Origin of the sequence: Sphingobacterium anhuiense, assembly GCF_042686355.1 — a bacterium.
Lineage (GTDB): Bacteria > Bacteroidota > Bacteroidia > Sphingobacteriales > Sphingobacteriaceae > Sphingobacterium > Sphingobacterium anhuiense.
In genome coordinates this window covers 20765-47697 of record NZ_JBHUPE010000012.1, presented here as the reverse complement: position 1 = coordinate 47697, position 26933 = coordinate 20765, and the positions used below count along the sequence as shown (strand labels likewise).

The following is a 26933-nucleotide window of genomic DNA, read 5'->3' as shown; positions in this document are numbered from 1 at the left end:
CTGTGGAAAACATCATATAGCCTATCAGATTCCGAAGTATCTCCCACCTTCAATCTTTTTCAGATCTATTCTATTCCAGAAAATTATCACAATTTTTCGTTAGATTTAGTAATGGAAAAACTAAATCGTGAAGACATATCGATTACAAGTAAGCATAGTAATCTTTCAAGAGAACAGATAGAAAATCTTTTAGAAGAAAATGTGTACGTAAATACCAGAGACTGGAAGCGATTCTTAGATTTATTCTTACTTGTATTAGGAATCGGGTTTGTTGTCTCTGGCATTATATTTTTCTTTGCATTCAATTGGGCAGATTTAAACAAATTCATTAAAATCGGAGTTATACTTCTTCTACTAGCTGCAACTGTACTTTGTGCACTTCTATTAAAAATAAATGAAGTATATAAAAATACATTATTGACCGCTGCTTCCATGTTAGTCGGTGTATTATTTGCGGTATTTGGACAGATATACCAAACAGGAGCTAATGCCTATGACTTTTTTCTTGCCTGGACGATATTTATCACGATTTGGGTAATCGCAACACGATTTTATCCACTTTTGCTTCTCCATATTCTTCTTATTAATACAACCATTTTCCTATTCAACGATCAAGTTCTAAATAGTTTTGACCCAGTTAGTATGTCTACACTACTATTCTTTATCAATGGTAGTGCGTTAACGGCCTTATTATCTCTAAATCATTATCGGAAAATCCAGATACCACTATGGTTTAGAAATACGTTTACGCTTATCGTAACTTCAATTGCAACAATCGGTTTGTGTTACCTCATATTTGACTCAAGACTCCTAAACGGATTATTATTAATTATTGGTACGCTAGCATGCTACTCTTACTGTATCTATTATGCCTTACAGACAAAAAGTACATTTTTCATTGGAACCATAGCTTTCAGTATTTTAATTATCACTAATTGTCTGCTTATTAGAATCTTTGAAGATGAATTTGTCTTGATTATCATCAGTCTTTTTGTGATAATAACGGTGACAGCCATTATAAAATTATTGTTAAATCTTCAAAGAAAATGGACCAATGAAAAATAAACAAGAAATACTAAATAAAATAGAACTTTTGAGCAAAGGCAACGAGCCCAATTTTCAAATCAATATAAATGATACAATGGCAGCGTATCAACATTTGGAGGAAAACAGATCAAATCTGACTATAAAAATACTATCCATACTTGGAGTTATATTAAGTGTTTTAAGTTTTTTAGGAGCCTTATTTTTACTAAACATCTTAAACGATAAGTTGAATTTAATCATTTGCGGTTCCATCTTTCTTATTCTATCTCTATACTGCATTAAAAAATATAACGCCATTATCATTGATACTGCAAGTATTGCATTTTATATTGTGGGAGGATGGATGCTCATATATGGTTTAAATATCCATGATTTAAATTACATTTTTATACTCTGTTTTATCATCAGCTTATGTACACTATTAATTGTACAACGCTATCTATTATCCTTGTTAAATATACTTTGCATCATTTATTCCATAATAGCTTTAATCAATCACAATGATCAAAATGTATTATTCATTACATTGATCAATGCTATTCTCATAATTGCATTGATCTATTTTTTATCACATGAAGCAGCTGTACTATCCAAACGAAATTTAATCCGTACAATCTATAATCCATTGCGCTTAGGGCTTATTCTTGCAACAGTAGCCACGACAGCATTCATTATACTATCACATTATGAGACTTACAACGAGCAAGTAAATAACACCTCATTCGCATTATATATATTATCGGTACTATATGCATTTGCAATTTTATGGGTGGTTTATAAAATCACAAGTAAATTTGAGATCACAACATCCAAAGTACTTTTTCCTACATATGCGCTTCTCATACTGATGCTAGGTTCAACAGTTATTAATCCCGGTATCGCATGTTCAATACTACTCATCTTAATTTGCTTTAATTATCAATATAGGATTGGTCTGTCAATTGGTCTTATTTCCCTACTCCTTTCCTTATGGCATTTTTACTATAATCTAAACTTTTCATTATTGGTAAAGTCATTAATTTTAATCATTTCCGGATTGTTATTTTTAGCCATTTACTTTGTTATAAATTCAAACAAAATCAACAATGAAAAAGTATAAAAACTGGATCATAGCAGTGAACTTATTGGCCATTATTGCTTATTTTACTTTTACGATCATGCAGAAGGAAAAAATTCTAAAAGAGGGTAAACTGATTCTTTTGGAGTTAGCACCTGTCGATCCAAGATCACTTATGCAAGGCGATTACATGCGCTTAAGATATAGTATAGCAGACAGCATAACGCCTTCTGAAGCACCTCCACGTGGATACGTTGTTGTCAAATTAAATACTAAAGGTATAGCAAGTGGGATTCGCTTGCAAAACAATACGACACCGCTAAAGAAAGACGAACTCTTGATCAAATACACGATGTCTAATAGACATAGTTTAAATATAGGTGCCGAATCCTTCTTTTTTCAAGAAGGGCATGCAAAAAAATATGAACAAGCAAAGTTTGGCGGGATTAGAGTAGATAATAAAGGAAATAGTTTGTTAGTCGGGCTTTATGACGAGCGGGAAAAAATGATCAGGTAAAGCATAAAAAAGGCGATGAAAATAAATTCATCGCCTTTTTTTATATTGATATTACTCTTAATTATCCGTTTGATAATGCCGCTGCACCAGAAACAATCTCTGTTAATTCTGTTGTAATAGCAGCTTGACGTGCTTGGTTGTACGAAAGCTTTAATGCTTTTAACAAATCTCCAGCATTATCAGTTGCTTTGTCCATTGCAGTCATACGGGCACCATGCTCAGAAGCATGAGAATCCAAAATAGCTTTATACAATTGAATTTTAATAGCTTTAGGAATTAATTCCTCAATAATCTTCTCTTTCGAAGGTTCGATAATATAATCAACCTCAGCAGTTTTTTCCTTAGTAGAAAGGGTATCTTCCGTAGGAAGTAATGGTAAAATTTGCTCCGAAGTCAAGATTTGTACCGCTGCATTTCTGAATTGGTTATACACCACTTCTACACGGTCAAAGTTACCTTCTTTGAATTGTTCCATTACAAATTCAGTGATTTTTGAAGTATTCTCAAAATTTAAAGCACCGAATAAATCACTATGATTGGCAATAATATTATAAGCAGGCTTTTTAGCATAGAAATCATATCCTTTCTTACCTACAGTAATGATACTTACATCACCTTTACGTAATTGATCAGCATACTTTTCAGCAACTAAATTATTTGCAGTTTTGATTGCATTCGCATTAAAAGCACCAGCCAAACCTCTATTAGAAGAAACAACAATAATCAACACTTTATTTGGTTCACGATCCACCGTATAAGGAGAATTACTTCCTTCTACACTTGCAGATACATCTGCCAAAATTTCACGAAGTTTATTCGCATACGGACGCAATTGAACAATTGCATTAGTAGCACGTTTTAATTTCGCTGCAGATACCATTTTCATCGCTTTAGTAATCTGCTGTGTTGATGTTACCGATGCGATACGGATTCTTACTTCTTTTAAATTTGCCATATTTAATTTGAGATTTGAGTATTGAGTACTGTGTATTGAGTATAACTCGCTATACTCAATACTCTATACTCATATCTAATTAATATTTTGATGCTAAATCTTTAGCTACTGTTTCTAATACTGAAGTTAACTCATCTGAGAATTTACCTGCTTTAAAAGCATTTAAAACCTCTGGATGACGTTGCTCTAACAACGTTAAGTATTCTTCTTCAAATTCTCTCACTTTATTTACTGGAACAGAACGGAATAAACCTTTAGTACCTGCATAAATAATTGCTACTTGTTTTTCAACAGAAACCGGAGAGTATTGAGCTTGTTTCAAAATCTCAACGTTACGGATACCTTTGTCTAAAACTCCTTTAGTTGCTGCATCTAAATCAGAACCAAATTTCGCGAAAGCTTCTAGCTCACGGTATTGTGCTTGATCTAATTTTAATGTACCAGCTACCTTCTTCATCGGCTTGATTTGAGCATTACCCCCTACACGAGATACAGAAATACCTACGTTGATCGCTGGACGGATACCTGCGTTAAACAAGTTAGACTCCAAGAAAATCTGACCATCAGTAATTGAAATTACGTTTGTAGGAATATAAGCAGAAACGTCACCCGCTTGAGTCTCAATAATTGGAAGAGCAGTCAATGAACCACCACCTTTTACCAAGTGTTTGATAGACTCAGGAAGATCATTCATATTTCTAGCAATCTCATCAGAAGCATTGATTTTCGCAGCTCTTTCTAATAAACGGCTATGTAAGTAGAAAACGTCACCTGGGTATGCTTCACGTCCTGGAGGTCTTTTCAATAATAAAGAAACCTCACGGTAAGCTACCGCTTGTTTTGATAAATCATCATATACGATCAATGCTGGACGACCTGTATCACGGAAGAATTCTCCGATAGCAGCACCCGCCATTGGCGCGTAAAATTGTAATGGAGCTGGATCAGCAGCAGAAGCCGCAACAACAACTGTATAAGCCATAGCACCACGTTCCTCTAAAGTACGAACGATATTCGCAACTGTAGAGTTCTTTTGACCAATAGCAACATAAATACAGAATACTGGTTGACCAGCATCATAAAATTCCTTTTGGTTTAAGATTGTATCGATACATACTGCAGTCTTACCTGTCTGACGGTCACCAATTACAAGCTCACGTTGTCCACGACCTACTGGAATCATTGCATCGATCGCTTTGATACCTGTTTGTAATGGCTCCGTTACCGGCTGACGGAACAATACACCTGGAGCTTTACGCTCGATTGGCATTTCGTATGTCTCACCTGTAATAGGTCCTTTACCATCGATTGGCTGACCTAATGTATTTACAACACGTCCGCACATACCTTCACCTACTTTAATAGATGCAATACGATTAGTACGTTTAATAGTATCACCTTCTTTCACGATGTCTGAAGGACCTAAAAGTACAACACCAACGTTGTCTTCTTCTAAGTTTAATACGATACCTTGTAATCCGTTATCAAATTCAACCAATTCACCGGACTGAACTTTAGTTAAGCCGTAAATACGAGCAATACCGTCACCAATACTAAGTACGGTACCAACTTCCTCTAGTTCGGCTTCTGATTTAAAGCCCGACAATTGTTCTCTTAAAACTGCCGAAACCTCATCTGGTCTTACCTCTATCATTGTTATTATTATAAGGGGTTCTTGATTTTGTTAAATGCTAAAATCAACACTAAACGCGTTGACCTTCAAAATATCTTTCTAATCTATTTAATTTACCTGCAATACTTGCATCATATTGTTTGTCACCAATCGTGATTACAAACCCACCGATCAAAGACTGATCAACTTTATTTGTAATCAAAACCTGCGCATTAACTTGATTAGCAATTGTTGCTTTTAATTCTGATAAATTAGTATCAGAAAGTGGTGCTGCAGATATCACTGTAGCTTTTACAATTCCTTTTACTTCATTGTACTCGCGAACAAATTCATGAGCAGCAGCCTCGATCACTTCAGCACGACCTTTTTCAATCATGATCTTGAAGAATGATAAAATAGCAGGATTGATTTTATCTTTAAATAATGCCTCTAAGATATTTACTTTCTTGTCCAATTTAATAATTGGATTAGACAATACTGCACGTAGCTCAGGATTAGCTTTCAAAACTTCGATGAATTGATCCATATCCGTTTTGATAGCGTCCAAACTACCTTGTTCTTTTGCCAAATCAATTAATGATTTCGCATATCTTGATGCTACTTTAAATACTGACATACTTCTTTAATGATAAAATTTGAATGACCGATTAGTTTACTTTCACGTCTTTAAGCAAATCTGCAATTAACGTTTCTTGCTTATTTTGGTCTTCAAATTCTTTGCTTAATACTTTACGAGCAATATCCAATGCCAAAGTAGAAACTTGATTCTTTACTTCTGCCATTGCTTTGTTTTTTTGCTCATTGATTTCAATTGATGCCTGAGCTATCATCTTAGCACCTTCAGTATGGGCTACATTTTTTGCTTCAGCAACAATCTTATCTTTCATTTCTTTAGCCTCTTTCAAGATTAGATCACGTTCTACACGAGCTTCCTTTAGTAAGGATTCGTTTTCATTGGTTAAGCGCGCCATCTCTAATTTAGCTTTTTCAGCAGATTCCAAAGCATCAGAGATACCTTGTTCACGTTCTGCTAAAGCAGCGATGATAGGTTTCCAAGCAAATTTACCTAATAAAAAGATAATGATTAATAAGATGATGACTTGCCAGAAAAACAAACCAAATGAAAACTGTTCTATTAATTTTTCCATTGATGTATGATAATATTTTTTGTATTTCGTCTAATTGAAAGTATTATTTATGACCAACCGTCATAAATAATACTTTTAAATTCATTGGGTGATTATTTACCTAATAATAACGCACCGAAAGCTAAACCTTCTAATAAGGCTCCGATAATGATCATCGCAGTTTGGATTTTAGATGCTGCTTCTGGTTGACGTGCGATAGCTTCCATTGCTGAACCACCGATTTTACCTAGACCTAATCCTGCTCCGATAACGATTAAACCCGCTCCAATTAAATTGTACATAATAAATGATTTAAATATAATTAAACAAAAAATTTCTTAGTGATGTGCTTCGTTGTGCTCTTCAACAGCCATTCCAATAAATAGCGATGACAACATCGTGAAGATAAACGCTTGTAAAAATGCTACTAATATTTCAATTACCATCAGGAAAGTTGTCAATAGCATAGACACGCCGATACTACCCCCCAATGTTAATTGTTGTTGCAATACATAAACAATTGCAATCAATCCCATAATAACGGTGTGTCCAGCTGTAATATTGGCAAATAAACGAACCATTAGAGAGAATGGTTTTGTAAACATTCCTAATACTTCAATTGGTGCTAAAACAAATTTAAAAGGAACCGGTACTCCTGGCATCCAGAAAATATGCTTCCAGTAGTCCTTATTTGCTTTAATATTCACAAATAAAAATGTAAAGATTGCTAAACATATCGTTACTGAAATATTACCCGTAACATTGAATCCCAGTGGAGTTAAACCTAATAGATTTAAAACTAGAATTAAGAAGAAAACAGACAATAAGTACGGCATAAATTCTCTATAACGATGTCCAATATTTGGAACCGCCATCTCATCCCGTACATATAAAACTAAAGGTTCTAACACGCGACCTGCACCCTTAGGTAAATTATTCGCTCCCTTTTTGTATGTTTTTGCTAGACCAATAAATCCCCAGAATAACAAAACAGTTGCTAAAATTAAACCCACAACATTTTTAGTAATTGAAAGATCTAATGCCTTAGCATTTGTTGGGTGGTGGTGTTCATCATAATTAAGTGTACCGGTAGCATCCGTTTTGTAGATTTTACCATGGTATAATTTATAAAACTGTCCATCTTTTTCAACGGTATTTTTACCAAAATCAAATTCTGAGGACATGAAAACTTTAACACCTCCGTCAATGATAATCACTGGCAAAGGAAATCCATAAGTCTTACCTTCTTTTTTATCTGTATACAAAGAGAAATAATGATCGTCTTGTAAGTGGTGATCAATATACTCATCTATTTCCTCCCGCTGAGTTTTTGGCTCTTCTGCGTGAGTTGAAATCTCAGCTGTATGAGACTCAGATGCCTTTACTAAAAATGGACTAACAGCAAATAAAATTACTGCAAAAAAAAGAAATGCTTTCTTAACGCTCCCCATGTTCTGTTTTTTATTTTTGCGCAAAAATACAATATTATTTGTCATTTTTTGCGATTAATTTGAACTTTTTATTAAAACTACTTATTGACTGATTCCACTTCTTTATTAATGACCTTAAAAGCAACTAATACGTCAAAAAACAAGTATAGAAAAAATACGATTAAAAAATTATATTCGAATATATCATCGGATGAATGATTCAATCCTCCTCTAAAAAAAACATAACTTAATGCTGCTTTTAACGTAATTAAGCCCAAAAAAATGAAACCTATATTTTTAGGCATTACGGAATCGGAGATCAGGATAATAATTAATACAACTAATGATGCAACAGATTCAAATGCATATAAACTATACAATTCAAAACCAGTTAAACTTTTAAAATCAGCAATCCCAAAAGATGGTAGTGCAAAATAGTGCGTCCCAAAGAGGATAGCAGTAAAAATTAGAAGTATTGCAATAAATTTAATGTAATTATTCATCCCTGTTCAATCGATTAGCTTCTCGTATAAAATGATAAAGTGAGGCGAAAATACCGATAAATGTGCATATTTTCATGGCAAGACCATTAGAAAAATGGTATTTCTCATCTAACCATGTGCCTAACATATACATCAAATAAATGGTGACTCCCATTTGCAGAGGCAATGAGATAAAAACCATCCACTTATTTGGGTTTTTATTAGACTTTCCCATGGCTATTTATAGCTAACATTTACAAACATACACATATTTTGAAACATCTTAATCATGAACTGGATTTTCTAAAACTTTTTGTCCGATTTTAATATGCGGATAGTCTATGCTCGCTCCCAGCATCATCTTTAATTCTGAGGAAGATTTACCTGGATGTGCTTTTATGGTATTAATAATAAGATCCAGCTTATCCTGTTCAATCAATTCTGTGGCCTCCACTTCTGTACCTACAAAATGAATAAGATGTCCATAAATTGTTCCCGCTACCATACCTCTTTTCACTGCGATCTCCTCAATCGTAGCACCATCCTTGTAGAGTTCAAGAGTCACCTGCTTTGTATCCAGCTTTTTAGAGCTCTCTCCCTCCTCACTTTGCACGACTAAATCTTCTTTTTCTTTTGTCTTTGACTGCTCCTGCACCTGTTCCAAAGCTTCTTGAAAATTATCTTTTTTAGATAATGCATCTGCGATAATCAAACACTGCTGAAGTTGTTCACGCTTACGCTTAAAATCCAACAACAATTCTTTAGCCTCATCAATGTATTTTTTTGTTCGTTTCTTAATCTGCCATTCCTTAATATGCTCTTCCAACGCACCAACAAGATTATGATCCATCTTCGGTAAAAACCAATTGACAGCTGAAGTCGTACGATCACAGATCAAAGCGTAATCCACATCTTGATCTGTTTTTTTCAAAAGCTCATATAATTGCGTAATAAATTTATGTGCGACCTTTTCCTGTGTGAGCAAATTTGATTGCATGGTAGACCAAAAAGCCTCTGCCTCCACTTTATTATCAATATTACGATCGGCCAGTGCAACAACTTGCTCTTGACATGAAGTCGTTAGATAATCCCAGCGAAAACATTGAATTAGGTTTTGTGCCAAATAAGACCTTTGACACTGTTCCAATATTTCTTTAATATCCGTTTGAAAAGAAGAGCGCAATGCAAAATCTACCACCTGACTGTCTGTTCTAATCGCATAGGTCGGTATAATGGATTTCAGTACCAACCCCTTTAAACTTGTCAATCTACTCAATGCAACATAAACCTGCCCTGCGGCAAATGAAGTGCCCGCATCTATAATTGCTTTATCAAATGTCAGACCCTGGCTCTTGTGAATAGTAATCGCCCAAGCTAACCGCAACGGAAATTGTGAAAATGTCCCCAATACTTCTTCTTTGATCTGATCCTGCCCTTTATCATAGTTGTATTTGATATTTTCCCAAGTTTCTCGCTTAGCCGTCACATCCTCACTCCCATCGGGGAATTTAACAACAACAGTTCCAGCTTGCAAATTTATATCCTTTACAGTACCAATCTTACCGTTATAATATTTCCGATCCTCACCCGTATCATTACGTATAAACATCACTTGGGCACCAATTTTCAAAGAAAGAATCTCTTCTGCGGGATAAGATCCTTGAGAAAAATCATCTTTAACAACGGCCTTTAAATTCAGCATCTTACCAGACAGATTAGCCAATGCTTTTCCATTAATATCATCCGCATTTCGATTATGTGAAGTAAGCGTAATAAATTGCTCTCCTTCCTTTGGCTCAAAATCTGGCTTATAGTAGGTATTCAATTCTTTCAGCATTTCGGTATCACAGTTATTATTTCGAATTGCGTTTAAAATGGAAATAAAACCTTCATCCTGCTGTCTATAAATCTTATCTAATTCTAATAAAATCGGTGGATTGTCACGAAGAACCTTGGCATTAAAAAAGAACACAGAGCTGTAGTGATTTCGCAAAACCTGCCACTCATGATCACGCACTACAGGTGGTAATTGATAAAGATCGCCAATAAAAAGTAATTGTAAACCTCCAAATGGTCGCATATCACGACGCACAGATTGCAGAATAACATTAATAGCATCTAATGTATCAGCCCGAACCATCGATACCTCATCAATAACCAATAATTCCAATTCTTGAAGAATCGTCCGACGCTGTTTAGTTAGTTTAATAGTACTGAATAAGCGGCTTTTATTATAAATATGTCCATCCTGTTCATCCCATTTTAGCTCGTGATCTTCTATAAAAGTTCCGAAAGGCAACCAAAAAAGTGAATGTAGGGTTGTTCCTCCCGCATTCATAGCAGCAACACCAGTTGGCGCAGTGATCGCCATTTTTTTATAACTATGATCACGTATATATTTCAGAAATGTCGTTTTTCCGGTCCCTGCTTTTCCTGTAAGAAAAACATGTTGATTTGTCTGATTAACAAAAGCAACAGCTTGCATAAAAGACGTATTTTCACGATCTATTTTAATTTCTGACATACTGATAATTTTAATATAGGATTACAAAACTAATCAAATATTTTGAGAGGATATAATCATAGCACACTTCAAATAGGACGTATGCAACTTCTAATAAATATCCGATTCAGATGAAACCAAACGTAACTAGAAATAAAAACAATAGATAAATTGTGAACAAAAAAAATATCGCTAAAACGTTTATGCACTTTTTATTTAAAAGATTTTATTTATATTTAGCACTAAAATAACCGTACATTCTTACTAAGACACATATTTATGGTAACTGATAAATCAACGCTATTTGAGGAATTAGATAAAGCGTTAAAAGAAAAAGGATTTGAAATTGATAAATCAGATCAGACAAGACCCTGGGGAGGTTTCTTTGTAATCAACGAAGATCAAGCACAAAAATTTGCCGATGAGTATTTCGACGGATTAGATGTAAAAGATCTAAAAATTTCTGGCAAATTAAGTCCAAAAATTCTCGTTGTAGCTCCCGAAAAAAGATTATCATGGCAGTATCATCACCGTCGTGCCGAAATTTGGAAAGTAATTCACGGAACTGTGGGCGTTATGGTATCGGATACAGATGACGAATCAGTTGTACAAACGCTAACAGCAGGTAGTGTCATCAAACTTCGTCAAGGTCAGCGCCACCGATTAATCGGATTAGATGGTTACGGTATATTAGCTGAAATATGGCAACATACCGATATCGAAAATCCTTCAAACGAAGACGATATTGTTCGTGTTCAAGATGATTTTGGCAGATAAAATAATCGCTTCAAATTATTATTTTCTATCATCAAGAAAACTCGGAAATTAGCTTTCCGAGTTTTTTTTATGCCAAACTCAATATATAGATTGATTTATATCCCTCCTAGCCTGTCCCTTATCATTAAATAGATTACAATTAAATTTCAGATTACCCGACAGGGCAATCATGATATAAAATAAATGTTTTAAAAATGTAGTAATATGAATCAAGATTACCATTTTTTATTATTTTTACTAGACTTAACTAACAAAAATTATGACTGATCAAGGAAACAATAAAAGCTATAGTATATTGGATAGTCTTAAAAAGCTAATTTTTACAGATCAGGAAGAGACTCAGCTCAAAAACCCGTCTCCCGATATCCAAAAAAATCCACCCGCTAAAGAAATAAAAGATTATTCAACAGCCCCCGAAATAAAAACAGTTTCAAACCAGCAGCCTCCAGCCATACCCATTACAGCCAATGACGGTTCCACCGATATTAAACAAATGAAACTGAAGGTGCTCGGAATACTGGAACGACTCAATGAACAAGGATTAGACTTTTTTGAGGTATGGAATGCTGCAGCTGCAATGGGAAAAGTAGACGAAACAACACTGAAAGCAGCCTATACTTCGCTTAAGTTTGTTGATAATACGTTAACAAAGGACAAGCTGAAAACAACTGGCACTAATTATGCTAACAAACTGAAAGAAACCATAGCCAAAGAAACACAGCAAAAAGAATCGGAAAAGCATAAAGCAGAACAAGACCGTGAATTTGAAAAGACAACCTTAAATAATGAAATAAAAACATTGACCGATAGCATTGCAAAGCTTCAGGATGATTTGAAAAAGAAACAAATTACCCTAGCGCAGATTAATGATAAATATGAGCCAAAACTAAAAGAGATAGAGCAAAAGATATCAATTGGAAACGCCGCTGTCAATGAAGTCGTCAATGATATACAAACAACCTTAGCAATTATAGAAAGGTCAATCTCATAAGATATAAACCAATGGAAAAGAAAGAACAGTACATTAATATTCCAGCTGAAATAAAATCACAGCTACCAATTTTTCAAGTATTAGGAGACCATCTGCCTGCTCAGATGCAAACACCAGAAGCCAAAAAGACAATTTCCAGTATATTCTTCTGGGCATTGGTTATTGGCGGAGCAATTGCTTTTTTCAAGTTTTTACCCGTCATGCTTGAATATGCCGCAAAAAGTATCTTGTTCGTAATATTCAGTATTTTATTAATAACCTTATTACTATTAGCGCCAAAAATTATTCAGCTATTACATCGCTTTGGCACTGTCCTTTTATTTAAAGGCGAAAAAGCCATCATTCGTAATAATCCAATAGAAACCTTACAGCTTTTATCAAAAGACGCAAAAGACACCTTAAAAAGAGTAAAGGAAAAAATAAGTAATGTAGACGGCGTTCGTATCGATATGATTCAAAGCGGTGAAACCGCACAAAAAACAGCAGAAGAAAAATACATTTATGCAAAACGTTTCACTGCTGAAGCGGCAAGTCAAGATGAAAATGCCCAAAATGAATCGAAAAATAACAATACGGAGAAAGCGAATGCCTATATGCGAAATGCAAAAGAAACACGGACAAAAGCATTTCTCTTAGGAAAAGAAGGAGAGTCTGAAGAGCAAAATGCGAGAAGCTATGTACAGTATGCCAATCAATTTGCGAAGGTACTAGAAGTACTAAAAGATAATGAAAGTGCTGCTCGAATTTACGTAAGTACTTTAGACAGCAGTATTTCGATTATCTCAAAAAAACTAGAAGCTACTCAAAAGATGAAAAATGCTACAGAAGGACTTGCCGATGTCTTTAATATAAAAGACGGCTGGGCTTTCCAAGAAGCTATGAATGCCGCAACAGGAGCCATCAGCCAAAATATTGCTTCGATCAGATCAAACCTTGACTTTTTAGATCAAAACAATAACATAACAGTAGGAGGAGCTCCTACCCAAGTAGAATTAGAAGAATTTATCCGTAAAGTAGATGAACGAAATTTGAAAGTACTGAATGTAAGCCAGATGGCAGACGCAAGTTATGAACTCAAACCGGAAGAAAAAATAGACAAGGGATTTACATTATTAGATTAATCAATTTAAAAAAAATACATTATAATTATGGAAGAAAAATCAACATGGGCTAGATTACGTTGGCCAATTAAAGCAATAATTATTGCAATCCCATTACTGGCTCTGGGCTATTGGGCTTTCGATTCCGGTAAATTTGATGGACAGTCAACGAGCACCTCCGATACCACAGCTATCAATATATCGTCCAATCCATCGAAACAATCAACTGACGATAAAAGAACATTTAACTATCAACCTGAAAAACCTGTAAATGGTGAATATAAAGGAGTAATCGAAGTCGGAGCCTCAGGTTTCAATTCTTTTGTCGTAAATATCGATAAGCAGAATCACTGGGAAATCATTTCCAAAGATTTTGGTAAATCATTTGTCTATGAAGGTCTAGCCAGTACAGAAGATATCCGGAAAGGACTTAAAGACTACATTGGAACTATGTTTGACAAAGGTGTTAAATCAAAAAACATACACTTTGTCATCAGCTCCGGCGCACAAAAAGAACCTAAGACTGCAGTTATTGTTTCCGAACTAAAGAAAATGGGATTTGTTGTTAATCTAGTAACAGCAGAACAAGAAGGTAAATTAGCATTAAAATGCGTACTTCCTCCTTCTTATCAGGACAATTCCTTTGTCGTGGATATTGGCTCAGGTAATACTAAAATTTCATGGGTTTCTGGTGAAACAAAATCACTTGAAGCACCAGGTGCGAAATACTACGAAAAGAACTTAAAAGATGAAGATGTTTATACTGAAGTAAAAACATTAACAGCAAAAATCCCTGCAGCCAACAGAGAAATTTGTTTTATCATAGGGGGAGTGCCATTTGAATTGGCGCAACAAACACGTACTGGCGAAGAACGTTTTACAGTATTAAATAATCCAGAAACCTATAATACCGATAAAGTAAAAATCAAAAGTGGGGTAAATATCTATAAAGCAATTAAAGATGCTACGAACTGCGATACCTTTGTATTTGACTGGGATGCCAACTTTACAATAGGCTTCTTACTTTCTTTAAACAAATAAAGCTATCGATCATATCATAAAAAATGGTCTTATTGTATTTTCAATAAGACCATTTTTTAGTTATAACAAGATTATCCCATTTGGCTTAACAAAACGAATAGAATTATTACAAACAATATCAAGAGCGTAATCTTCCAAAAGCTATATGGTCGTTGTCCATAAACCTTACCGTTAAATGCGTTAACCATAATCTGATAACTTTTACCCTTATATCGATAAGCCGACAGCCAAACCGGAAGTAAGATATACTTTAGCCTGATATCCTTATAAACAGAATCAATATCGTCAATCCTTTGCGTATCTCCGCCGATATCCGATCTCACGGTATCAGCGATCTCATCATCCATCATTTTTTTGGCGGCATGAGCACCAGCCACATGATCAATACTAAAAGTTTCTGCGATAAATCCGCTAAGATATTGATCATTGAAAGGTTTCAGATATTCCATATTCCAAGGACCTATTTTTGAAGCAAAATTATTAGGTAACGACGTTGAAGCACTAACGATAACATCTTTAAATCGATTAAAAACACGTCCAGAAGCATAATACCATCTGGTCTGTTGCTCTTCATAGGTCTCTGTTTTGCCATCAGCAGTTCTTCTAGTTCTAGTGACATAATAATATTCACCTCGTTGCCCCTCATAAGAAGAGCTCGCTTCGGCATCATAACTCCAAAAAGGAATATAAACACCTTTCAACCTATTATTTTGCGCACTAAAAATCCGCTTAAAATCATTGGGAGCAAACCATAAACCTCCAGCCCATTTTTTAAAAAGCGGAAATGCCTTATTCTCCTCAATAAAAAACGGAATCAACCCATGTGGTTTTACAATACGTTTTACCTGATGGTCAATCACCAAAGGAGAAGCGCAAAAAGCACATAAATCTGCTGTAACATGCGGATCTAATGTAGAATTGGCTCCACAGTTTTGACAATGCACCACCTCAGCAGTAACCGTAAACCGAGCGTCATGAATATCTTGCATTGCTGCTGTAAATTCTTCATAATCAACTGGACTGATAACTTGATTAGTTAACTCACTTTCCTTAATCTGATTTTCAGTACCGCAGTAAGCACATTTTAGATATGACGTTCCTGGTTGGTAAGCTAAAATCGCCCCACAACCCTGACACTTTAAATCCTGACTAACTTCCGTTGTCTTTTCCTCAAAACTCATAAACAGAATCTATGCTCCCGGAATTGGTGGAGGTCCAGCATTAAACAAGATTGTCAATTCTTCAATTTCACGCGCTTCAATCCAATTTTCCAGCCCAGCTTTCCAAACGAGTGTAGAAGAAACTAGTTTGCCGCTTCTGACCTCGTCTTTCAGCTGATCAATCACAAAAGGTCCTTCTTGAACACCATTAATCGCTAGAAAATACTGAACCACTTGCGGTATCGCCGGTGGTGCCAGCGATGGAGAGGCACCCGTCGGATTATTGCCTTCAAATTTATTCTGCTGAAATACACCTGACATCTGGCCAGCCATTCCGGCACCTAATCCAACACCCAATCCAGCGCCCATAAGACCACCGCCATTGGGGTTCTCAGCAGCTTTTTCCATGGAATTAGCTGCTTGAAATTGAGCATAAGCACCTAAATTTCCAACAATACCCATACTGCTTCTTTTATCCAGTACCTTTTCAACTTCTTCGGGCAATGAAATATTCTCAATTAGAAATTTATTTAGATTCAAGCCGATCTCTTCAAATTCAGGACGTATTTTCTCTTGTATAAAGTTCGATACTTCATCATAATGAGACGCTAGGTCTAAGACAGCAATTTTTGACTCTGCAATTGCATCCATCCCTCTGGTTACAGCGATATTTCGAAGTTGCTCATTAATACTTTCAACCGTAAAAGTGGGATTAGTCGACGCAATTTGCTTTAAGAAGACAGCAGCATCTTTAACCTGAAAAGCGTAAGATCCAAAAGCCCGAAGCCGTATAGGACCAAATTCAGCATCCCGTAACATAATAGGATTTTTTGTACCCCATTTTTGATTAGTAAACTGACGCAAACTTATGAAAAACACATCAGCTTTAAATGGACTATTGAATCCATATTTCCAACCTTGGAGGGTCGTCATGATGGGCATATTCTGAGTTGTCAGCACATGTCTACCCGCAGTAAAGACATCCGCAATCACCCCCTCATTCATAAACACAGCAACTTGTCCTTCTCGTACTGTTAACTGTGAATTCATTTTTATTTCATTCTGATACCGTGGAAATTTCCAGACTATAGTATCAGGACTATCATCTACCCATTCAATGATATCGATAAACTCATTCCGTATTTTATCAAATAAGCCCATAATTTCTTTTTATAATGTTTCCTAAATTTAAGTAAATAATAAGGAATGCAATATAAATATTTATACAATTTATTGGAGAACAATTACACAAACGCTCCTCTAGAGAGATCTTCCATTCTAAATAAATGTTTTCAGATCGTGACTGCACTTATTTAATCTTTATTTTGCTATTTTTGCTACACACCGAAGAATAATTAAAAAACATGAGTACTTATAACGAAGATAGTATACGTTCCCTCGATTGGAAAGAACATATTCGCTTACGTCCCGGTATGTATATTGGGAAATTAGGAGATGGTTCTGCTTACGACGATGGTATTTATGTCTTATTAAAAGAAGTAGTCGACAACTCTATTGATGAGTTTGTGATGGGAGCTGGAAAAACGATCGATATTACGGTCAACGACAATAAAGTCGCTGTTCGGGATTACGGACGTGGAATTCCCATTGGTTCTGTCGTAGATGTAGTATCCAAAATCAATACCGGAGGTAAATACGATAGCAAAGCCTTTCAAAAGTCTGTAGGTCTTAATGGTGTCGGTACTAAAGCTGTCAATGCTTTGTCTGGACAGTTCACGGTACAATCATACCGCGAAAAAGTAACCCGTATCGCACAGTTTAGTAAAGGTGAATTACTATCAGATGAAGAAAAAGAAACAACACAGCGTAATGGTACCGCAGTTATATTTTACCCGGATGAGACCATCTTTAGAAATTACAAATATCGTTTAGAGTTTGTGGAAAACATGATCTGGAATTATGTTTTCTTAAATTCTGGATTAACTATTAATTTCAATGGACAGAAATTCATCTCTGAAAATGGTCTAAAAGATTTATTAGAACGGAATATTGACACCGAATCCATGCGTTATCCTATCATTCACCTAAAGGGTGAGGATATTGAAATCGCGATTACCCACGGACAGCAATACGGTGAAGAATACTACTCTTTTGTCAATGGACAACATACAACACAAGGAGGAACACACCAAGCAGCGTTTCGTGAAGCCTTAGTGAAGACAATCCGTGAGTTCTATAAAAAAGAATTTGAAGCATCCGACGTACGGTCATCTATCATTGGTGCTATCGCAATCAAAGTGCAAGAGCCGGTCTTTGAATCACAGACCAAGACAAAACTTGGTTCCCAAAGCATCGGTCCAGATGGTCCAACTGTAAGAACATTTATCAATGACTTTCTAAAAAAAGCATTGGACGATTACCTGCATAAAAATTCAGATACAGCGGACGCTCTGTTAAAACGTATCTTACAATCGGAAAGAGAACGTAAAGATATTGCCGGAATCAAAAAACTTGCAAATGAACGTGCTAAGAAAGCTTCGTTACACAACCGTAAATTACGCGACTGTAAGGTCCATTTCTCCGATAAAAACGAACGTAATCAGGAAACAACCTTATTTATCACCGAGGGGGATTCAGCTTCAGGTTCAATTACTAAATCTAGAGATGTACAGACACAAGCTGTTTTTAGTTTAAAAGGAAAACCTTTAAACTCTTACGGCATGTCTAAAAAAATTGTCTATGAAAATGAAGAGTTCAATTTACTGCAACATGCTTTAAATATTGAAGACGGTTTAGATGGCTTACGTTATAACAACATAGTATTTGCTACAGATGCCGATGTAGACGGTATGCACATCCGTTTACTTCTGTTGACATTTTTCCTTCAGTTTTTTCCTGATTTAGTAAAAGCTGGACACGTGTCCATCTTACAGACACCCTTGTTCCGTGTACGGAATAAAAAAGAAACCATATATTGCTATTCCGATGAAGAAAGACAACGCGCAATTGCAAAATTAGGAAATAAGCCAGAAATTACCCGATTTAAAGGACTTGGAGAGATTTCTCCTTCCGAATTTGGTTTATTTATCGGAAAAGATATGCGCTTAGACCCTGTCTTCTTATCTAAAGACAATAAAATACAGCAACTTTTAGAATACTATATGGGTAAAAACACTCCCGATAGACAAAAACATATCGTCAATAATCTTCGTGTAGAACTGGATCTAGAAGAAGAATTAGCCAAACTGGCAAAATTAGAAAAACAAGCGGGTTAAGACCGCTTGTTTTTCTTTCATATTATCCATACAGCCATTTTAGAAATCCCATTCGTTCACCTACTGTAAAACTGTACCACAACTAAAGGTGTAAAAGAATTATAACTATTACATGAGATCGGGCAGAAGATTCTTTAGGGATATAATAAAAGTGACGCATATCATTTTTTAAACACACAGACATTACTTTTTCATATCCTTTTTATTCGGTATTTCGTATTGAAATAAAACTGATATGACGCATTCATTCCATATTCCCGTTTTGGGTCTAGCATTTTCAATAGATTCCCCTTTAAAAGTCGCTCGATTTGGTATTTCATCTGTGATATCCATTGTAGATGATGAATTAATTGAGCGTATTCGAGCATACTATTGTACCCTAAACAAAAAAGAATACCATCCGATAACAAAAAAAGAACCTGACTACAGAGCTCGTCGTATTTCCAGTTATTTAAATCTGGTTTCCAACATTGTTCAAGAACAAATTGAGCATATGCGTATTGAGTTTTTTGAAAAAGGATCAGAGATCGATCGCTACTTCCAGCTCATCCCCGAATCCCACCCCGCAAAAAATATCTATTATGAGATGCTTTCAGAAACAGATATCTTGGAAAAGGCTAAAAAAAAGCAAATCCTTAGATCCTTTATCAAAGCTGGAGATATCGATGTTAATATCATGTCTAAAGTCGACAAAATTAATTACGATAAAGATGGAATTGCATTAGATGATACTTACTCAGACGCGCTGGCCGCCTTACGGGGTTTTGCACAATCAGACCTGCAGTCTTCTGTCATCTTATCAGCAGGTATGAATCCAAGGCTATACGCCTATTTAGCAGAGTTACCTGCTTTCTGTCAGCAAGAAGATGGAACTTTTCGAAAAAAAATAACACTAAAAGTTAGCGACTACAGATCGGCATTGATTCAAGCAAAGTTTTTAGCTAAAAAAGGAATCTGGGTTTCAGAATTTCGTGTAGAGTCTGGACTAAATTGTGGTGGACATGCCTTTGCAACAGAAGGATTTTTATTAGGTCCTATCCTATCCGAATTTAAAAATAAAAAACACGAATTACAGGAAGAACTGTGTAGCATTTATAAGAATTATTGGTTACAAAAAGGTTGCAACTTCCAAGATGCTCCGCCGATTAAATACACTGTTCAAGGAGGTGTGGGCACATCAAGTGAACATCAATTCCTACTTAAACATTATGAATTTGATGCTGTAGGATGGGGATCACCATTTTTATTGGTCCCTGAAGCAACTACAGTCGATGATGAAACATTATTAGCACTGACCACATCGAAAGAAGAAGACTTTTATATCAGTGGAGCTTCTCCTCTCGGTGTACCTTTTAATAATTTCAGAAAAAGCTCAGCAGAACGCCTACGCTTAAAAAGAATAAAAGACGGAAGACCCGGAAGTCCATGTAAAAAGAAATATCTCGTATCAAACTTAGATTTCAGTAATGAACCGCTATGTACAGCTTCACGTGCTTATCAAGACAAAAAAATAAAAGAATTACAGGCAAAATCATTAGACCAAAAAACCTATAATACGGAATATGATCTTATTACAGAAAAGACATGTTTATGTGATGGACTAGCTGCCCCGGCATATTTAAAATATAACATCCTGAAACATAAAGAACAAGATGCTGTATCCATCTGTCCAGGTCCAAATACTGTTTGGTTTAAAAATAAGTTCTCCCTTGATCAGATGATTAATCATATTTATGGCAAAGACGATTTGATCAAAAATGATAAAAGGCCATTTCTATTTATTAGTGAGCTATACTTATATATAGCACACATCAGAAAATATGTAGAAATGAATGCCGACACGGTCAATGACAAAAAAATAAAATATGTTGAAAAGTTTAAAAATCAACTTATAGAAGGAATAGCTTATTACAGCAGATTAAAAAATGAACTAAAGGGGTTTTCAGATCAAATTGTAGAATGTATACCGGAGCAACTCAAAAGTGCAGAAAGAGAACTCGCAGAAATAAAATTTTAATACGTTCCAACAATACAATATACTGAATTAAGAGAAACTTATTAATAATAAAAGGATAGCCGATTGGCTATCCTTTTATTAATTTATATTTTTTTATAGTATCTATTTAGCAACTTTTCTGAACTTACCAAAAACACCCAAGGGTAATTTTGGTCCCGCAGTAGCTTGCAAATATAACTCTCCGACTTCTAGATTTTCTACTTTTGGAAACGCAGTACGAATTAAGTTCTCCACAATAACAGAAGAGAAACCTAACGAATAAGTGTTTAAAATCAAGAAATGCTCTTTAGGATCTAATAATTGCACCACATCATGCATCATTTCCATGATATGATCTTCCAGTTTCCACTTCTCCCCTTTAGGACCATGACCATAAGCCGGAGGATCTAAAATAATACCATTATATTTATTTCCTCTTTTTACCTCACGCTTTACAAACTTCAATGCATCCTCTACTACCCAACGAATATTATCAATTTCCGACAACTCTTGGTTTTCATTAGCCCAGCTAACGACCTGTTTAATAGAGTCCACGTGAGTTGTATCTGCTCCAGCAGCACGCGCAATCAATGATGCACCACCTGTATAAGCAAATAAATTTAAGACCTTAGGATTTTCCGTTTCAAAAGCACGCACTGACTGTGAAATGTAATCCCAGTTAACCGCTTGCTCCGGAAAAATACCAACATGCTTAAATGAAGTTAATCCCAGACGGAATTTAATCGCAACATCATCATTCTTATATTGAATATGCCAACGATCCTGCGCTTTAGGATTTTTTTTCAACCATTCTCCCGAAGTAGCAGAGCGGCCTTTAAATTTAATATCATGGCGTTTATTCCATTCCGCTGCAGATAGCGTTTTTGGCCATACAGCCTGCGGTTCTGGGCGGATCAAAACTAAATTGCCAAAGCGTTCTAATTTCTCGAAATCACCACAATCGATTAACTCGTAATCTTTCCAATGCTGTGGTGTTAATAATTGTATATCTGTAGTAGTCAAAATCAATAATTTGGCGCAAAGATACGTAAATCTAAAAACAAATACGCAATGATGAATAGATTACATGGTTTCTTTTGCTCGCTTCATGAGTGGGCTAGCAAATACAAAATTATTTAATTCTTTTACATCAGACCGCATCATATCTTGATTTGAACCTTCCCAAAACTTTTGCCCTTTGTAGAGGTATAGAATATATTCTCCAATACCCATTACCGAGTTCATATCATGCGTAACCACAATTGTTGTCGCATTATACTCTTCTGTTAGCTCTAGGATTAACTCATCAATCAAAATGGAAGTTTCTGGATCCAAACCCGAATTTGGTTCATCACAAAAAAGATACTTTGGACTCATGGCTATTGCACGAGCAATTCCAACTCGTTTTTTCATCCCACCGGATAACTCTGAAGGATAAAGTTTATTCCTTCCTTTCAAATTAACCCGTTCCAAACAAAAATTAGCGCGGTCCAATTTTTCAGATTTAGACATCTCCGTAAACATATCCAACGAAAAAATAATATTTTGCTCGACTGTCATGGAATCGAATAATGCCGAATTCTGAAATAACATGCCTATTTCCTTTCGAATTGGGATACGGTCTTCAAAACTAAGTTTTGAAAAATCCTTACCATCAAAGAGAACACGACCTTTGTCCGGCTCATGTAGCCCCACCATACATTTTAGCAAGGTACTTTTTCCAGAGCCTGATCCTCCAATAATTAAACTTACTTTACCTGGTGCAAAAGTGGCATCAATACCTTTCAATACCTCGTTACTTCCGAAGGATTTATAAATCTGCTCTATTTTTATCATAATTATTTTAAAAGAAATTAAAGCATGAGAGCCGTTATTAAATAATCAGCTGCCAATATGGTAATACAGCCAATAACAACAGCTTTAGTACTCGCTTGACCGACTTCTAAAGCCCCACCTCGAACCGTAAAGCCTTTATATGCAGATATGGAAGTGATGATAAACCCAAAAACAAATGCTTTCACAATTGCAACAGTAACGGTAAACCCATTAAAGCCTTCTTGAATTCCCATAATATAATCTGATGGTGTTACTGCTCCAGAAAGAGCTCCTCCCATAAGTCCTCCCAAAATAGCACAAAAAATTGCTAAGATAACCAAAACAGGAACCATGGTAATTCCAGCCAATATTTTAGGTAATATAAGGTAACCTGGTGCATTAATACCCATAATCTCCAAGGCATCGATTTGCTCAGTCACACGCATGGAGCCGATTTGTGATGAAATAGAAGACCCAACACTTCCCATAAGCACCAAAGCAGAAATCGTAGGTCCCAGTTCCAAAATATTGGAATCTCGATTAATGGAACCAATTATTGAATTTGGAATCAAATCAGAAACCAGCTGAAAGGCAATTTGCATCGTCATAACTGCCCCGATAAACGTAGAAATTATAAGAATGAGACCTAAAGACCCTATACCAATTTCGTTCATGGCATGCATCGTTTCCTTCCAATAAATCTTTCCTTTTTCTGGTTTCTTAAAAACCGACCGCAGCAATAACAAATAAGAACCAATATGGTGAAATATCATATATAAATAGTATTTTTCTTCTTTAACGTCTAATATACTATTATAACACCATATATTACAAATTGGTTTGCCATAACATTACGATAGCGATACAAGATTCATAAGAATACCATAACCTCAAAACAAGCAAAAATAGATCGTCCCCAAGAAATACAATCACTCAATTACCGATGAAATCATATATTTTACCGAGATTAGTACATGAATAACCTAATTCATAAAATCAAAAATTTATTTTAGATTACATTTGTATTGTAGTTTTAAAAACAAACGAACAAATAATTTTATTATGGACGCAAAAAGAATCACAACAGGCATTATATTTTTATTCATCGGAGTAATCTTACTCTTAAGTAAAATGGATATTATTGAGTTTAATTGGTTCGAAGTTTTTCGCTATTGGCCATTATTAATCATTTTGGTGGGCGTAAATATTCTTGTTCCAAAGAAAGACATTGGATATATGATATCTATCGGAACCACATGCGTCATTTTAGCAATATTCACCTTTATAGGCATCACAACACCTAACCAAAGTTTCTTATCCCGAATCATGGAAAACAGAGATCTGGATATTGATTCCGAAAATGAAGAAGATTTCATCGGAACCTCAAACGCTGTCTCTGCCAAAAAAAATATAAATACCAGCCATGCGACTGCCAATATTGACTTAGGAGCGACCAAGCTGGTATTAAAAGATACAACCGTAGCAAATCTCTTTGAAGCAGCCAATACATCTGACAAGTATTTTCTGTCCTTAAATACTGATGTTAAAAACGACGGAGCTGCAACACTTAATTTAAGTGGAAAAACAAAAAAAGGAATAGATTCAAAAGGAAATTCCACCATTATCAAGCTAAACAAAAATATCATCTGGGATTTAAACTTTGATGTAGGTGCTGCAGATATGCAAGGTGACTTATCAAATTTTAAAATTAAAAATCTTACAGTTGATGCTGGCGCGAGTAATCTAGATCTTAAACTCGGAAATCCACAAATGATTTCTAATATTAATATTGACGCCGGTGCCTCTTCCATAAAAATAGCATTACCAAGAGAAGTCGCATGCCAGATAATTACAGAAATGGCACTGTCAACTGTAGATGCTGATGACAGTTTTATAAAAGGTGGAGACAAAGGAATACTGACAAGTCCTAATTTTGAAAATGCCAAAAATAAATTCAAAATTTCAATTGATGGTGGTATAACCTCAGTAACAGTTAGCCGCTACTAAAAAGACCCTAGAGAAGTGCAGTAGAATGCATAACTTTGCATTAGATATGGACACAAGTAAACTTTTGACATTACCTGGTATTTATTGCAACTCGCAAACCACCTATTCAAGGTGGAAGACAAGAGAAGTACAAATTGGAGATGTACCCATGGGTGGAGACAATCCGATACGTATTCAAAGTATGACAACAATCGACACCATGGATACCATGGGTTCTGTGGAACAAACCATCAGAATGGTCGATGCTGGTTGCGAATATGTACGAATAACAGCTCCTTCGATAAAAGAGGCTAATAATCTGGCTAATATTAAGCAAGAATTACGCGCTCGAGGATATCATGTTCCTCTAGTAGCAGACATTCACTTTACCCCCAATGCGGCAGAAGTTGCAGCAAGAATTGTTGAAAAAGTACGTGTAAATCCGGGTAACTATGCCGATAAGAAGAAGTTCGACCAACTGAGCTATACAGACAGTGAGTATCAAGCTGAATTAGACCGTATTTATAAAAAATTCAAACCCTTAGTCAATATTTGTAAAGAATATGGCACTGCCATGCGCATAGGAACCAATCATGGTTCCCTTTCGGACAGAATCATGAGTCACTATGGTGATACTCCAGAAGGGATGGTCGAATCTGCCATGGAATTCATCAGAATTTGTGAAGACTTAAATTATTACAATTTATGTATCTCCATGAAATCAAGCAATCCGCAAGTGATGGTGCGTGCCTATAGACTGCTGGTCGAGAAGATGATTAGTGAGAACATGAACTATCCATTACATCTAGGTGTAACGGAAGCTGGTGATGGAGAAGATGGACGCGTCAAATCAGCTGTTGGAATAGGAACTTTATTAGAAGATGGTTTAGGCGATACAGTACGTGTTTCGCTGACTGAAGAGCCAGAAAAAGAAGCTCCAGTTGCTATTGCTTTAGTTAATCGATATTCAAAAAGGCAGCACGATTTCAATACGTCTGTGATTCCTCCAATCTTACAATTAACAGACAATAACAGCCCTACTCCTTATATCTCAAAAGAAGTCAATACTTTTATTGGAGGGGCACTAGTACCACGTGTGGTAGTTGACATCTCCAGACAAAATCTAAAAGATGCCACTTTCCTGTCTCAAGCAGGCTATCGTTACGACATGCTTTTAGATAAATATCATATGGGAGAGCAGTCGGTCGATTTTGTTTATCTAGCCGATCAATTACCGTCTTTTAACATGCCTGCAAACTTAAAGCAATTGTATAATTACAAAACGTGGAAAAGTATTCAGAATAAAGTCAATATACACCCATTATTTACGCTAGAAGAATTCAATCAAGCTAATGAGAAGGATGCTTCTTTAAATATAATAAAAATTAAAAACGAAGATTTGGTAACAAGTTTATTTGAAACGCTACCCCTTGATAAAACTATTGTGTTTCTTTTAGAGACAACGGCAGTTCATGGCATGGCAGAACAAAGACAATTCTTCAAAAATCTTCAAGAAATTGGCTTAGATAACCCGGTTATCATTAAAAGAACCTACGAAGCCACGGCATTTTCTGGACCAATAGGTGATTTCATGAATCCGGAAGAACCTATTTCGAAACTTCAGTTATATGCAGCGACCGATTTAGGAGCACTTTTAATTGATGGCTTTGGATCCGGAGTTTGGATTGATTCGCAAGCAACACCCTTGGACAAAATAGTATCCTTATCATTTGGAATCCTACAAGCAACAAGATCTAGAATTTCTAAAACAGAATATATATCATGCCCAAGCTGTGGGCGTACATTATTCGATCTGCAAGAAACCACGCAGATGATTAGAAATAGAACCAATCATCTAAAAGGATTAAAAATAGGTATTATGGGCTGTATAGTTAACGGTCCAGGTGAAATGGCTGATGCCGATTATGGCTATGTGGGAGCCGGACCTGATAAAATTACACTTTATCGCGGACAAGAAGTTGTTAAGAAAAATGTAAGTTCAGCACATGCTTTAGACGAGCTCATCAACATCATTAAATCGGATGGCTTGTGGATAGAAGAAAGTGAAATTCCTAATTAA

25 protein-coding genes are annotated in these 26933 nt (G+C 35.6%); 11 read left to right on the top strand and 14 right to left on the bottom strand.

The genetic code is table 11. The features are described from left to right. Positions 1-111: 111 nt before the first annotated feature. The 3 genes from ACFS6I_RS21095 to ACFS6I_RS21085 are packed head-to-tail and all read left to right on the top strand — an operon-like array spanning position 112 to position 2621. Positions 112-1065, top strand: a complete 954-nt coding sequence (locus tag ACFS6I_RS21095) for a DUF2157 domain-containing protein (RefSeq protein ID WP_380923553.1) — start codon at positions 112-114, stop codon at positions 1063-1065. Next, positions 1055-2146 (top strand): DUF4401 domain-containing protein, encoded by a 1092-nt coding sequence (locus ACFS6I_RS21090; RefSeq protein WP_380923551.1) that lies wholly within the window; start codon positions 1055-1057, stop codon positions 2144-2146. The genes ACFS6I_RS21095 and ACFS6I_RS21090 overlap by 11 nt, the downstream gene beginning before the upstream one ends. Beyond that, positions 2133-2621 carry a GDYXXLXY domain-containing protein gene (locus ACFS6I_RS21085; protein WP_380923549.1) on the top strand — a complete coding sequence of 163 codons (489 nt, stop codon included), beginning with the start codon at positions 2133-2135 and terminating at the stop codon, positions 2619-2621. The genes ACFS6I_RS21090 and ACFS6I_RS21085 overlap by 14 nt, the downstream gene beginning before the upstream one ends. 61 nt (positions 2622-2682) lie before the next feature. Here ACFS6I_RS21085 and atpG read toward each other — a convergent pair whose 3' ends face one another. From atpG to ACFS6I_RS21040, 9 genes are all read right to left on the bottom strand, one after another. Further along, entirely contained in the window at positions 2683-3576 is an 894-nt protein-coding gene (gene atpG, locus ACFS6I_RS21080; RefSeq protein ID WP_021188670.1) for an ATP synthase F1 subunit gamma, read from the bottom strand. Positions 3577-3655: 79 nt separating this feature from the next. Then, a complete protein-coding gene (gene atpA, locus ACFS6I_RS21075; RefSeq protein ID WP_021188669.1) occupies positions 3656-5230 on the bottom strand; it encodes a F0F1 ATP synthase subunit alpha in 1575 nt (524 codons plus the stop codon). Positions 5231-5279: 49 nt separating this feature from the next. Then, complete coding sequence (locus tag ACFS6I_RS21070) at positions 5280-5825, bottom strand: F0F1 ATP synthase subunit delta (protein ID WP_021188668.1); 546 nt, start codon at positions 5823-5825, stop codon at positions 5280-5282. Between the two features lie 31 nt (positions 5826-5856). Further along, complete coding sequence (locus ACFS6I_RS21065; protein WP_021188667.1) at positions 5857-6357, bottom strand: F0F1 ATP synthase subunit B; 501 nt, start codon at positions 6355-6357, stop codon at positions 5857-5859. 92 nt (positions 6358-6449) lie between these two features. Then, positions 6450-6638, bottom strand: coding sequence for an ATP synthase F0 subunit C (atpE, locus tag ACFS6I_RS21060; RefSeq protein WP_021188666.1), 189 nt, complete (start codon positions 6636-6638; stop codon positions 6450-6452). 36 nt (positions 6639-6674) lie between these two features. After that, positions 6675-7832, bottom strand: a complete 1158-nt coding sequence (atpB, locus tag ACFS6I_RS21055; RefSeq protein WP_380923546.1) for a F0F1 ATP synthase subunit A — start codon at positions 7830-7832, stop codon at positions 6675-6677. A 32-nt stretch (positions 7833-7864) separates the two neighbouring features. Further along, on the bottom strand, positions 7865-8269 hold the full coding sequence (locus ACFS6I_RS21050) for a hypothetical protein (protein WP_380923544.1): 405 nt from the start codon (positions 8267-8269) through the stop codon (positions 7865-7867). Then, on the bottom strand, positions 8262-8483 hold the full coding sequence (locus ACFS6I_RS21045) for an AtpZ/AtpI family protein (protein WP_021188663.1): 222 nt from the start codon (positions 8481-8483) through the stop codon (positions 8262-8264). The genes ACFS6I_RS21050 and ACFS6I_RS21045 overlap by 8 nt, the downstream gene beginning before the upstream one ends. A 48-nt stretch (positions 8484-8531) precedes the next feature. Next, positions 8532-10772: a helix-turn-helix domain-containing protein gene (locus tag ACFS6I_RS21040; protein ID WP_380923541.1), complete on the bottom strand. Its 2241-nt coding sequence runs from the start codon at positions 10770-10772 to the stop codon at positions 8532-8534. 258 nt (positions 10773-11030) lie between these two features. Between ACFS6I_RS21040 and ACFS6I_RS21035 the strand changes: the two genes are divergently transcribed. The 4 genes from ACFS6I_RS21035 (at position 11031) to ACFS6I_RS21020 (ending at position 14660) form a co-directional block, all read left to right on the top strand. Then, positions 11031-11528, top strand: a complete 498-nt coding sequence (locus ACFS6I_RS21035; RefSeq protein WP_021188662.1) for a cupin domain-containing protein — start codon at positions 11031-11033, stop codon at positions 11526-11528. Between the two features lie 259 nt (positions 11529-11787). Next, positions 11788-12519, top strand: coding sequence for a hypothetical protein (locus ACFS6I_RS21030; protein ID WP_380923539.1), 732 nt, complete (start codon positions 11788-11790; stop codon positions 12517-12519). A gap of 11 nt (positions 12520-12530) precedes the next feature. Continuing rightward, a complete protein-coding gene (locus ACFS6I_RS21025) occupies positions 12531-13640 on the top strand; it encodes a hypothetical protein (RefSeq protein ID WP_021188659.1) in 1110 nt (369 codons plus the stop codon). Positions 13641-13667: 27 nt separating this feature from the next. Beyond that, positions 13668-14660, top strand: a complete 993-nt coding sequence (locus tag ACFS6I_RS21020; protein ID WP_021188658.1) for a hypothetical protein — start codon at positions 13668-13670, stop codon at positions 14658-14660. A gap of 71 nt (positions 14661-14731) precedes the next feature. Here the strand turns inward: ACFS6I_RS21020 and ACFS6I_RS21015 are convergent, their stop codons facing one another. Next, a complete protein-coding gene (locus ACFS6I_RS21015; protein ID WP_380923537.1) occupies positions 14732-15841 on the bottom strand; it encodes a zinc finger domain-containing protein in 1110 nt (369 codons plus the stop codon). 9 nt (positions 15842-15850) lie between these two features. Next, positions 15851-16981: an SPFH domain-containing protein gene (locus ACFS6I_RS21010; protein ID WP_380923535.1), complete on the bottom strand. Its 1131-nt coding sequence runs from the start codon at positions 16979-16981 to the stop codon at positions 15851-15853. A gap of 203 nt (positions 16982-17184) precedes the next feature. Between ACFS6I_RS21010 and ACFS6I_RS21005 the strand changes: the two genes are divergently transcribed. Continuing rightward, a complete protein-coding gene (locus ACFS6I_RS21005) occupies positions 17185-19056 on the top strand; it encodes a DNA topoisomerase IV subunit B (protein WP_021188656.1) in 1872 nt (623 codons plus the stop codon). Between the two features lie 235 nt (positions 19057-19291). Further along, complete coding sequence (locus ACFS6I_RS21000; RefSeq protein ID WP_380923532.1) at positions 19292-21073, top strand: hypothetical protein; 1782 nt, start codon at positions 19292-19294, stop codon at positions 21071-21073. 102 nt (positions 21074-21175) lie between these two features. Here ACFS6I_RS21000 and ACFS6I_RS20995 read toward each other — a convergent pair whose 3' ends face one another. The 3 genes from ACFS6I_RS20995 to ACFS6I_RS20985 are packed head-to-tail and all read right to left on the bottom strand — an operon-like array spanning position 21176 to position 23640. After that, on the bottom strand, positions 21176-22081 hold the full coding sequence (locus ACFS6I_RS20995; protein WP_132771003.1) for a class I SAM-dependent methyltransferase: 906 nt from the start codon (positions 22079-22081) through the stop codon (positions 21176-21178). Positions 22082-22135: 54 nt separating this feature from the next. Then, complete coding sequence (locus ACFS6I_RS20990) at positions 22136-22888, bottom strand: ABC transporter ATP-binding protein (RefSeq protein WP_380923530.1); 753 nt, start codon at positions 22886-22888, stop codon at positions 22136-22138. A gap of 17 nt (positions 22889-22905) precedes the next feature. Then, entirely contained in the window at positions 22906-23640 is a 735-nt protein-coding gene (locus ACFS6I_RS20985) for an MlaE family ABC transporter permease (RefSeq protein ID WP_021188651.1), read from the bottom strand. A gap of 289 nt (positions 23641-23929) precedes the next feature. Here ACFS6I_RS20985 and ACFS6I_RS20980 point away from each other — a divergent pair, with 289 nt between their 5' ends. Then, entirely contained in the window at positions 23930-24874 is a 945-nt protein-coding gene (locus ACFS6I_RS20980) for a LiaI-LiaF-like domain-containing protein (RefSeq protein WP_132843025.1), read from the top strand. Between the two features lie 46 nt (positions 24875-24920). After that, complete coding sequence (gene ispG, locus ACFS6I_RS20975; RefSeq protein ID WP_380923527.1) at positions 24921-26933, top strand: (E)-4-hydroxy-3-methylbut-2-enyl-diphosphate synthase; 2013 nt, start codon at positions 24921-24923, stop codon at positions 26931-26933.

Coding starts and splice junctions, on each gene's coding strand:
- ACFS6I_RS21095 (WP_380923553.1), top strand. CDS start 112: ATGGAAAAACTAAATCGTGAAGACATATCGATTACAAGTAAGCATAGT.
- ACFS6I_RS21090 (WP_380923551.1), top strand. CDS start 1,055: ATGAAAAATAAACAAGAAATACTAAATAAAATAGAACTTTTGAGCAAA.
- ACFS6I_RS21085 (WP_380923549.1), top strand. CDS start 2,133: ATGAAAAAGTATAAAAACTGGATCATAGCAGTGAACTTATTGGCCATT.
- atpG (WP_021188670.1), bottom strand. CDS start 3,576: ATGGCAAATTTAAAAGAAGTAAGAATCCGTATCGCATCGGTAACATCA.
- atpA (WP_021188669.1), bottom strand. CDS start 5,230: ATGATAGAGGTAAGACCAGATGAGGTTTCGGCAGTTTTAAGAGAACAA.
- ACFS6I_RS21070 (WP_021188668.1), bottom strand. CDS start 5,825: ATGTCAGTATTTAAAGTAGCATCAAGATATGCGAAATCATTAATTGAT.
- ACFS6I_RS21065 (WP_021188667.1), bottom strand. CDS start 6,357: ATGGAAAAATTAATAGAACAGTTTTCATTTGGTTTGTTTTTCTGGCAA.
- atpE (WP_021188666.1), bottom strand. CDS start 6,638: ATGTACAATTTAATTGGAGCGGGTTTAATCGTTATCGGAGCAGGATTA.
- atpB (WP_380923546.1), bottom strand. CDS start 7,832: ATGACAAATAATATTGTATTTTTGCGCAAAAATAAAAAACAGAACATG.
- ACFS6I_RS21050 (WP_380923544.1), bottom strand. CDS start 8,269: ATGAATAATTACATTAAATTTATTGCAATACTTCTAATTTTTACTGCT.
- ACFS6I_RS21045 (WP_021188663.1), bottom strand. CDS start 8,483: ATGGGAAAGTCTAATAAAAACCCAAATAAGTGGATGGTTTTTATCTCA.
- ACFS6I_RS21040 (WP_380923541.1), bottom strand. CDS start 10,772: ATGTCAGAAATTAAAATAGATCGTGAAAATACGTCTTTTATGCAAGCT.
- ACFS6I_RS21035 (WP_021188662.1), top strand. CDS start 11,031: ATGGTAACTGATAAATCAACGCTATTTGAGGAATTAGATAAAGCGTTA.
- ACFS6I_RS21030 (WP_380923539.1), top strand. CDS start 11,788: ATGACTGATCAAGGAAACAATAAAAGCTATAGTATATTGGATAGTCTT.
- ACFS6I_RS21025 (WP_021188659.1), top strand. CDS start 12,531: ATGGAAAAGAAAGAACAGTACATTAATATTCCAGCTGAAATAAAATCA.
- ACFS6I_RS21020 (WP_021188658.1), top strand. CDS start 13,668: ATGGAAGAAAAATCAACATGGGCTAGATTACGTTGGCCAATTAAAGCA.
- ACFS6I_RS21015 (WP_380923537.1), bottom strand. CDS start 15,841: ATGAGTTTTGAGGAAAAGACAACGGAAGTTAGTCAGGATTTAAAGTGT.
- ACFS6I_RS21010 (WP_380923535.1), bottom strand. CDS start 16,981: ATGGGCTTATTTGATAAAATACGGAATGAGTTTATCGATATCATTGAA.
- ACFS6I_RS21005 (WP_021188656.1), top strand. CDS start 17,185: ATGAGTACTTATAACGAAGATAGTATACGTTCCCTCGATTGGAAAGAA.
- ACFS6I_RS21000 (WP_380923532.1), top strand. CDS start 19,292: ATGACGCATTCATTCCATATTCCCGTTTTGGGTCTAGCATTTTCAATA.
- ACFS6I_RS20990 (WP_380923530.1), bottom strand. CDS start 22,888: ATGATAAAAATAGAGCAGATTTATAAATCCTTCGGAAGTAACGAGGTA.
- ACFS6I_RS20985 (WP_021188651.1), bottom strand. CDS start 23,640: ATGATATTTCACCATATTGGTTCTTATTTGTTATTGCTGCGGTCGGTT.
- ACFS6I_RS20980 (WP_132843025.1), top strand. CDS start 23,930: ATGGACGCAAAAAGAATCACAACAGGCATTATATTTTTATTCATCGGA.
- ispG (WP_380923527.1), top strand. CDS start 24,921: ATGGACACAAGTAAACTTTTGACATTACCTGGTATTTATTGCAACTCG.